Below are 7,664 nucleotides of genomic sequence, written 5' to 3' on the forward strand. Positions count from 1 at the left end.
GGTGATGGCTTGCTCATGCGGACCGTCTAACCGCATGGATTCACAATGTGAATCCTCGACAATCAGAGTTCTGCAACAACGCCCACAAGCAACCGAAGGCGACGTCCGCCTGGACCCTCTCTCCACCACTCCAGCAAGGATGACCGGATCAGGGAGTTGCGAAATGCCTCGTTTCCCTGCGCATACGCGTATTGCGCTTGGCCTGAAATGGCGGTCCGAGGACGCCACATCGACGTCCATCTGCGCAGCGAGGGCATGCGCGAAGCGGCGCCCCAGCGCGTCAAGGGGAGGATGATCGCTATGAGCTGGCATCACGATGCGCACCTTCACGCCGCGTCTGGCCGCCGCGATCAGGGAATCTCTTAGGGTGCGGTCAGGTAGCAGATAGGGGGCGTCAGAGATACGGCCCTCTCGGCGGTCGCGATTCTCTCCGGCAGGCACTTCCGCAGATCGGGAACGGCATGAGGGGCCGGCCCGCCCGCCGCAAAGGACCAGCCGTCGGGTGTCGCGCCTTTCGTTTCGAGCGGCGGCGTGCCGTCGGCGATGCTCTGGGAACAGTCTTGCCAAGCGCTCTCGAATGTCGCCGTGCTGGCCGGCGGGAGCGGGCCACCGACCTGAAGCATTGTGTCTCGCCAGTTCGACATCCGGTCCTGGTAGCAGCTGCCGCCGACCATGATACATGCGTTGTCGATGATCAGCGTATTGCGATGCATGCGAGGTGCCCGTGCAACCGGGTGGCGCAGAAGACTGGCGGGTGGGTTGAGCATCTTGATGCGCCCACCGTTGCGCAAAAGAGCCTGAGCGCCATCGCTGCGCGTCAGGCCACGGCTGCCAAGCCCGTCAGCAAGTAGCCGGACGGCAACCCCTTGCCGCGCCTTCCTTGCCAGCAGGTTCAGCAGAACCTGCCCGACGCCCTGCATGCTGATTATGTATTGCTCCATGTCGGTGCTGTGACGAGGCTGGTTGCATCGCTGAAAGACTGCGTCCCGGATGTCGTGATTGTCTTGGAACAGCTTCCAGCTAGGTTCGGCGCATTGCCATCGCGCGCGATCGTTGTCGCCCTGTGCACTTCGAGACATGGGGAGGCAACATCTTCGACGGGGATGAAGTTCAGAGGTATCCTGTCCACCCCATTCGAAGCCGCAGTTTGGGGGCCGTTGTGTCCAGTCCACGAGGGCAGTTCGCCTCACGGGCAGGAGTTCCGCATCACCCTCCGTCGTGCGATCCCTCTCCCGGATCAATCACTGATCCGGCTTAGGCTCGACAAGCTCTCTCGGGTCCATCAAGGATCTGATCATCGGGGTCATCCCTCGGTTCAGGTCGGCTTTCGCAACCCGATCTTACCGGGCCGCCTCAGCTACACCATGCCCAAGGACATGAGCTGCGGCCGCTGTTACCAACACAGATTTCCTTTCCGACCAGTGCGTTGGTCAGGCCGCCGGAAGGACTGGCAGTTTGAGCATGAAGGTCGTTGTGCCATCCTCGCAATCGACCTCGATGCGGCCGCCATGGGCGGTGGCAATGGAGGATGCGATGTAGAGACCGAGCCCCAGCCCTTCGCCTTCCGACTGGAGGCCCCTTTGGAACGGCTGGAACAATCGCTGACGCAATTCGTCGGGAACGGCTCTGCCTCGGTTGGTTACGGAAATCGCGATCCCGCATTCGTTCGCGGTCCCCTGCACCCTGATGGGCGCATCTGACCCGCCATGGCGCACGGCATTGGAAATCAGGTTCGAAACAGCCTGCGCCACGCGAGCCGCGTCGCAGCTCACCGGCTGATCCCACGAGAGATCGAGCAAGATTTCGTGCTCCGGCGCGGCGGCCCCGATCTCCTCGACCACTTGAGTGATGGCTTGGGTCAACGGCGCGTCGGGTGTGGCGTTGACACGAATGCCGCCCCCGAGCCGGGCCTTGGCATGCATCATGATGTTCTCGATCAGGTCGTTCATGCGATGCAGGGAGGATCGCATGAGCGGAAGTATCCTGCGCGCCCGGTCGGTCAGCGGCTCCTTCTCCAGCTGCCGGAACCCTGCGTCCAGGGCGGCCACCGGGTTGCGCAGGTCGTGTCCAAGAACGGCGACAAACTCTTCCTGAATGCGCGCCAGTTCGCGTTCCTGCGCGACAAGCCGCTCCTGCTCCTCCAGCCGCTCTTCGGTTTCGAGACTTCGGCCGATGATGTTCGCGAACATCTCCAGCATCGCGACGGCACGAAGGTTCTTGACGTCGCGCGGCTCGGTGTCGATTGCGCACAGCGTGCCGAAGAAGCTGCCATCGCTGCGGTGGATCGGAATGGATGCGTAGCTGACGATGCCGAACTTGGCGGCGATGGGATGATTGCCATAGACATCGTCGGTGGCAACGTCGTTGAAGAGCACCTTCTGCGAAGTCTCGCGCACCGACTGGCAGAAGGTCGACTGGATCTCGATCTCGTCGCCTTCGGCCAGGCCGAAATTGACCTCGTCGACCGTTCGACAGGCCACCCAACGATCGGCCGTCACCCGGGCCACCGCGGCGAAGCGCATGTTCGTCGCGAGCATGACGGTTTCGAGGATGGTGCCGACGAGCTCGCTGCCCGCAAGCATCTCGATGTCGGCCTGGAAATCATGTTCCAGAGCGAGATACGCGGCGTGGTCCTGGATGACCGCGTGCCGCAAAGATTTGTCGTTCATTTCTCACGATCGTCAATTGGCATATGGCGAACCCTTACTCGATTGCGCAGGAATAACAACACAGCCGGAGTGGCAATGCTTCGGGGCTGCACTTCTGGACCCAATATCCGCTCGCCTCACGACCTCAGGACTGCGTAAAGACCGCCTCGCGCCCCCGCAGGGCGTTGATGATGTGATCGTCCTCCAATGCGGATTGTTGCAGGCCCACCTTGGCATACCGATGCCGTCGGGGGCGGTCACATCATCAACTCCTGGTCAGGGGATAAGCTGTTCGGCGCCGTGTCCGGTCAAGACGACCGCGTCAGCCCACAGCCTTGCGCCCTTCTTCGATGATCTCCTTCGCTTCCTCGCGATCTTCCTGATCAGCTTCCGGGGCGTCCTGCTGCGCTTCGGCCTGTGGCTCATATTGAAGCTCGGCCAGGGCCGGAAAGTGGTCCGATCCGATGTTTGGCAGACGACGCAGCTCCACCAGCGTGAAGGAGTTGTCGTGAAAGATGTGGTCGAGTGGCCACCTGAGCAGGAGGTGACCAGCATGGAAGGTGCTGATCATGCCCCGACCACGCCGCGGGTCCCAGGCGCCGCTCATCCGCTGGAACAGCCGTGTGGTATGCGACCAAGCGACGTCGTTCATGTCGCCGGTCACGATGGCCGCGCGCTTCGACTGGCGCATCTCCTTCGCGACCTGCGGAAGTCCGGCATTTCGCCCCTCGCTGTCGTGGTCCGGGTCCGGGTCCGGTGGCCGGGGTTGGATACCGAAGAAGTCGATCCATACCCCCGAGGGCAGGCGCACGCCGGTTCGAATGGAAGGGATCTTGTCGGACAGCAGAAACCGGACATCGCTGGCTTCGTGCTCCAGCTTCGAGAACAGCTCCATCCCATAATAGTTGTCCAGAGGGCGCTTGATCCGATACGGAAACACCTCATCGAGCGACTCGAGCTTCTCATGCCACCAGTCATCCGTCTCCACCACGAGCAGCAGGTCGGGACCGTCATCGCGCACGATCTGAAGAGGGTCGATCGACTTGCGGTTTTCCATCAGGACGTTCGAGATCATCGCCCTGATGCAGTTCTCTGGTCAATGCACAGACGCCTTCATGAGTTGGTTCGGCGCCGCAACCGTATGGGGAAAGATCAGGAATATCTGGAGGCTCAGCGCGGGCACGACGGTCAACAGGTAGAGAATGTCCCAGCGGTCGGTGACCCCGAACAGGAGCAGATAGGCCACCAGCAGAACCTCCAGCGCGGAGGCGATCTGGAGACGGGGGAAATCGCTCATGCGAATCCACCATCTGGAGCTGCGTATCAGGGGAAAGACCGTCTGCACCACGAAGAGGGCGGAGATCAGCCAGAACAGCGGTCTCATGATCGGCAGTCCTTCGCGCGATACGGCCCATGATGGTTAAAACGAGCCAACGGTCAGACAAGCGACGTCTGTGCCATCTGCAATGCCTGTGGCAGTCGAACGCGCTTCCTCTCTGGGCTTGCAAAACCTCGGGTCGCGGCATGAAGACGCCACATCCCGCAGAAGCGTCATCATGATCCGTAGCCGCCTGAAGTTCACCATTCAGCACTTGAGCGAAAAGCTCTGGATCAAGCCTCTGCGTAATGCCGTTCTCGCTGTCGCGGTGGTGTTCGTGGCGCATCTTGCGGACGGCCTGCCGCTCCAGAAGATTGTGCCCGACATCAGCACCGAGACGGTCGAAAAGCTGCTGACGGTGATCTCTACCAGCATGCTGGGCGTCGCAACCATCGCCGTTGCCTCCATGGTGTCGGCCTATGCCTCGGCCGGCGGCAGTGCGACGCCGCGCGCTTTCGCCCTGATCATCTCCGACTGGTTGTCCCGGGAAGCGCTGTCGAGCTCCATCGGCGCCTTCATCTTCAGCATCGTGGGCATCATTGCGATCAAGGTCGGCTACTTCGGGATCGCCGGCCGCTTCGCGCTGTTCCTCTTCACCATCGCAATCTTCGCATGGGTCATCGTCACCTTCGTCCGCTGGGTCGACAACATCGCGCGGCTAGGTCGACTGGAGAATACCATCGGGAAGGTGGACGAGGCGACACGCGAGGCCTTCGGCCATTTTCAACGCACCGCGCCGCTGGGAGGGCGTCCCGTCGGTGTTATCCCGGAGAGCAGGGTGGATCTCTACTCCGAGGAACTTGGCTTCATCCAACACATCGACATCGGCCGGCTTGACAGGTGGGCGCAAGAGAACGACGCGGTGGTCTACGTTCGCAGCCAGCCGGGCGCGTTCGTCCACCCGCAGCGGGGGCTCGCCATGGTTAAGACATTGGCTGGAGAGACGGTGCTTGACCTGCGTGAATTGCTCGACGCGTTCGTCCTGGCGGAGCGGCGCACCTACGCCAGTGATCCGCGCTTCGGCCTGATCGTCATGTCGGAGATCGGCTCTCGCGCCCTGTCGCCGGGGATCAATGATCCGGGGACAGCTATCGACATCGTCGTGCGAATGTCGCGGATCATCCGGGACTGGAGCATCGAGCAGGACGCCGACAACAGCGCGCAGCCGCAGCTCGAGCGGGTCTTCGTGCCGCCACTGGACCCCCAGGATCTGTTGGAAGATGCCTATGCTGCGATCAGCAAGGATGGGGTCGGATCAGTCGAAGTGGGGATCTGGCTCCAACGCTCGCTCGAGCTGCTGGCACCGCTGCCAGCGACAGATATCAGCCAGGCCGCTCGCGATCAGGCAGCGCTTGCCTTCGCCCGTGCGGAGCAGGAGCTGGATTTTCCCACACGATCTCGAGAGGGTCAGACGAGCTCACGCCTCCTTCTCGAAACACGGCGTCATGCCAATGAAGGCGCCCGGCGCTTGAACGGCCAGACGTGCTTGATTGGCCGCATGGCCGAACAAGTGGTAGAGCTGGCCTTGACTTCCAGCTGCGGCATGTCGGTTAACGCCCTCTTTCCCGAGGCCTTCGCAGCCGCAGCGCAGATCGAGCACTCGCAGCGAACGGCAGGAAGGTCCGCTGAACAGCGGTTCCTGCCAAGCGCAGCGAAAGCCTGCTCTGAGCTCTTCTTGACCGCGCTGAACATGAAGATCTTCGCAGTTGCAGCATAGTATCCTGTGCCGCAGACGGACCTTAGCGGACGGGCGCCGCGGCGTAGTTTCACTACTGCCGCCCTTCGCGCGGCAGTAGGACGAGACTTGTTGGTAGGACAGGTTTCCTTCAGATCAGTGCGACAGCAATCGTCAGGCCGACAATTGCTGCGCGCGATATCAACTCCGTAGCGATGCCTCCCCCCGACCTATCGAACGGAGCCCCCAAAGAAGAATCGGATCATCTCTGTGCTCGCATCGGGACCTTGCGGATCGGTATAGCTGCCTGCGGATTGTCCGCCGGACCATGCGTGCCCCAAGCCCTCTACGACCCAGTGTTCAACCGCTTCAATGCCAGCGGCGTCGTAGGTCGTGCAGCGCCGATAGGACCGTCCGCCCGTTGTGCCCGCATTCTCGGTCTGAAGACTCTGCCCCGGGCCGCCCTCGAGAGCCTGCCGGACGATACGCTCGCCGTTCGACGGATGAACCGTAGCATCGGCTTCGCCGTGGAAGACGATGGTCCGCGTGGCCGCCCCGGGCGGTGCGTTCGCGGTCTCGCATCCGGCCATTGCCGCGAAGGCGGAGGGGACGTCCTTTGCGGCACCCGCGGGCAGCCCAGAGTGGGCGCCCACCGCCTTGAACAGATCCGGATAGGCACCGCCAAGGATGACGGCCATTGCCGCCCCCGCCGAAAGGCCTGCCACGAAGACCCTGTCTTGGGGAATGGCATGACGGGCGATGATCTCGCGCGTCAAACCGGCAAGAATGGCAGGCTCGCCGCAGTCGCGCTTCTGGTCACCACGGCTGAACCAGTTCCAGCAGGATTGGGCGTTGTCGCCGCGCGATTGCTGCGGATAGACGACGACGAAGCGATGTTGTTCGGCCAGGGCGTTCATGCCAGTCCCGGCTGCAAAGTCCTCGGGCGTCTGAGTGCAGCCGTGAAGCATCACCACAAGGCCAGCGGCCCCCTCTTGCGCCGAGGCGGGGACATAGGTGCGGTAGCGGCGCGTCCCGGCGGCACAGGTAAAGCTGCTCTCGGCAAAGCTTGCGCTTTCCGGAAGGTCCACGGGTTCTGCTGGTGGCTGGCCATGGGGCTGGAAGCGGGCCAGCAGACCGGAAAGAGCGGCAGACTGCGTTTCTGTGCCACCCGGGGCGAAGAGCCCGGCCCCGGGCCCGGCAGACAGACCGTGCTGGGCGAGGGTGCGGGTCACAAGGTCATTGGCGAAGGCAAGCCGCGCGGCGCGCATCTTTCCGTTCGCCGGGCGCCAAGCGCCGGCGTTGAAGGTGATCATATGATCCGTCCTTGTAAGGACCGCCGCTACAGGATGCGGTCGGCCAGGGCCTTTTTGATGTCCGCGGACGCCTGAAGGCTGCCGAGGACGGTGATCGAGCCGATGGTCGCCTGGGCGAGGTCGGGCGTGACGTCTGAACCGATGCGGGCAAGGCCCACCACCTTGATATGAAGGATCTCGCCAGCTGCGCGAAGCTGCTCGAGCTCCGCTCGGCCGAAGTCCCGCAGGCCGAGTTCCATGGTATGGCGCTCGATGGAGCGGTCGACGGCCTCTCCATGTGTGTCGAGTTGCTTGCGGATCGCTGTGCGGATGAAGTCGCTGCGGTTGGAGTAGAACCCCTCCTGCACCAGAAGATCGATACGACCGAGGTCAACGAAGCCGAGATTTATGGTGATCTTTTCATTATCAGGCTGCTTGTCCCTGAGCTGTTTAATCTCGGCCATAGTCAAACCTCCATCCGTGTGGATGGTATATGGATGTAAATCAGGAGGATTCAAGGGTGAACGGGCCAATCTGGTCCGAATGGGCGGCGAAATGCGCCGCGCCCGGATGAGCCTGCGCCTACGACGGCGTTGTTGCGTAACTCACGCCTGAGACATGATGCCCCCTTTCCCCGCCGTCATCAGTCCACGCGGACGATCTCGGCCGTT

At 62.4% G+C, this 7,664-nt stretch carries 8 protein-coding genes; 1 reads left to right on the forward strand and 7 read right to left on the reverse strand.

Going from position 1 to position 7,664, the window contains the following annotated elements:
* The 5 genes from PMES_RS16965 to PMES_RS15730 form a co-directional block, all read right to left on the reverse strand.
* Positions 1-441, reverse strand: a 441-nt coding sequence (locus tag PMES_RS16965; protein ID WP_369123089.1) for a phospholipase D-like domain-containing protein, incomplete at its 3' end; no start/stop codon positions are given.
* Entirely contained in the window at positions 363-1,079 is a 717-nt protein-coding gene (locus PMES_RS15715) for a phospholipase D-like domain-containing protein (RefSeq protein WP_159966686.1), read from the reverse strand. The genes PMES_RS16965 and PMES_RS15715, both read right to left, overlap by 79 nt.
* A 351-nt stretch (positions 1,080-1,430) precedes the next feature.
* Positions 1,431-2,669 carry a GAF domain-containing sensor histidine kinase gene (locus PMES_RS15720; protein ID WP_159966687.1) on the reverse strand — a complete coding sequence of 413 codons (1,239 nt, stop codon included), beginning with the start codon at positions 2,667-2,669 and terminating at the stop codon, positions 1,431-1,433.
* A gap of 301 nt (positions 2,670-2,970) precedes the next feature.
* Positions 2,971-3,723, reverse strand: a complete 753-nt coding sequence (locus tag PMES_RS15725; RefSeq protein WP_159966688.1) for an endonuclease/exonuclease/phosphatase family protein — start codon at positions 3,721-3,723, stop codon at positions 2,971-2,973.
* 21 nt (positions 3,724-3,744) lie between these two features.
* On the reverse strand, positions 3,745-4,032 hold the full coding sequence (locus tag PMES_RS15730; protein WP_159966689.1) for an endonuclease/exonuclease/phosphatase family protein: 288 nt from the start codon (positions 4,030-4,032) through the stop codon (positions 3,745-3,747).
* Between the two features lie 172 nt (positions 4,033-4,204).
* Between PMES_RS15730 and PMES_RS15735 the strand changes: the two genes are divergently transcribed.
* A complete protein-coding gene (locus PMES_RS15735; RefSeq protein ID WP_201289023.1) occupies positions 4,205-5,743 on the forward strand; it encodes a DUF2254 domain-containing protein in 1,539 nt (512 codons plus the stop codon).
* 188 nt (positions 5,744-5,931) lie between these two features.
* Here the strand turns inward: PMES_RS15735 and PMES_RS15745 are convergent, their stop codons facing one another.
* Complete coding sequence (locus PMES_RS15745) at positions 5,932-7,014, reverse strand: extracellular catalytic domain type 1 short-chain-length polyhydroxyalkanoate depolymerase (RefSeq protein WP_159966691.1); 1,083 nt, start codon at positions 7,012-7,014, stop codon at positions 5,932-5,934.
* Positions 7,015-7,040: 26 nt separating this feature from the next.
* Positions 7,041-7,457, reverse strand: coding sequence for a ribbon-helix-helix domain-containing protein (locus PMES_RS15750; RefSeq protein WP_159966692.1), 417 nt, complete (start codon positions 7,455-7,457; stop codon positions 7,041-7,043).
* Between the last annotated feature and the right edge of the window lie 207 nt (positions 7,458-7,664).

This window comes from Profundibacterium mesophilum KAUST100406-0324 (genome assembly GCF_009835145.1).
GTDB lineage: Bacteria > Pseudomonadota > Alphaproteobacteria > Rhodobacterales > Rhodobacteraceae > Profundibacterium > Profundibacterium mesophilum.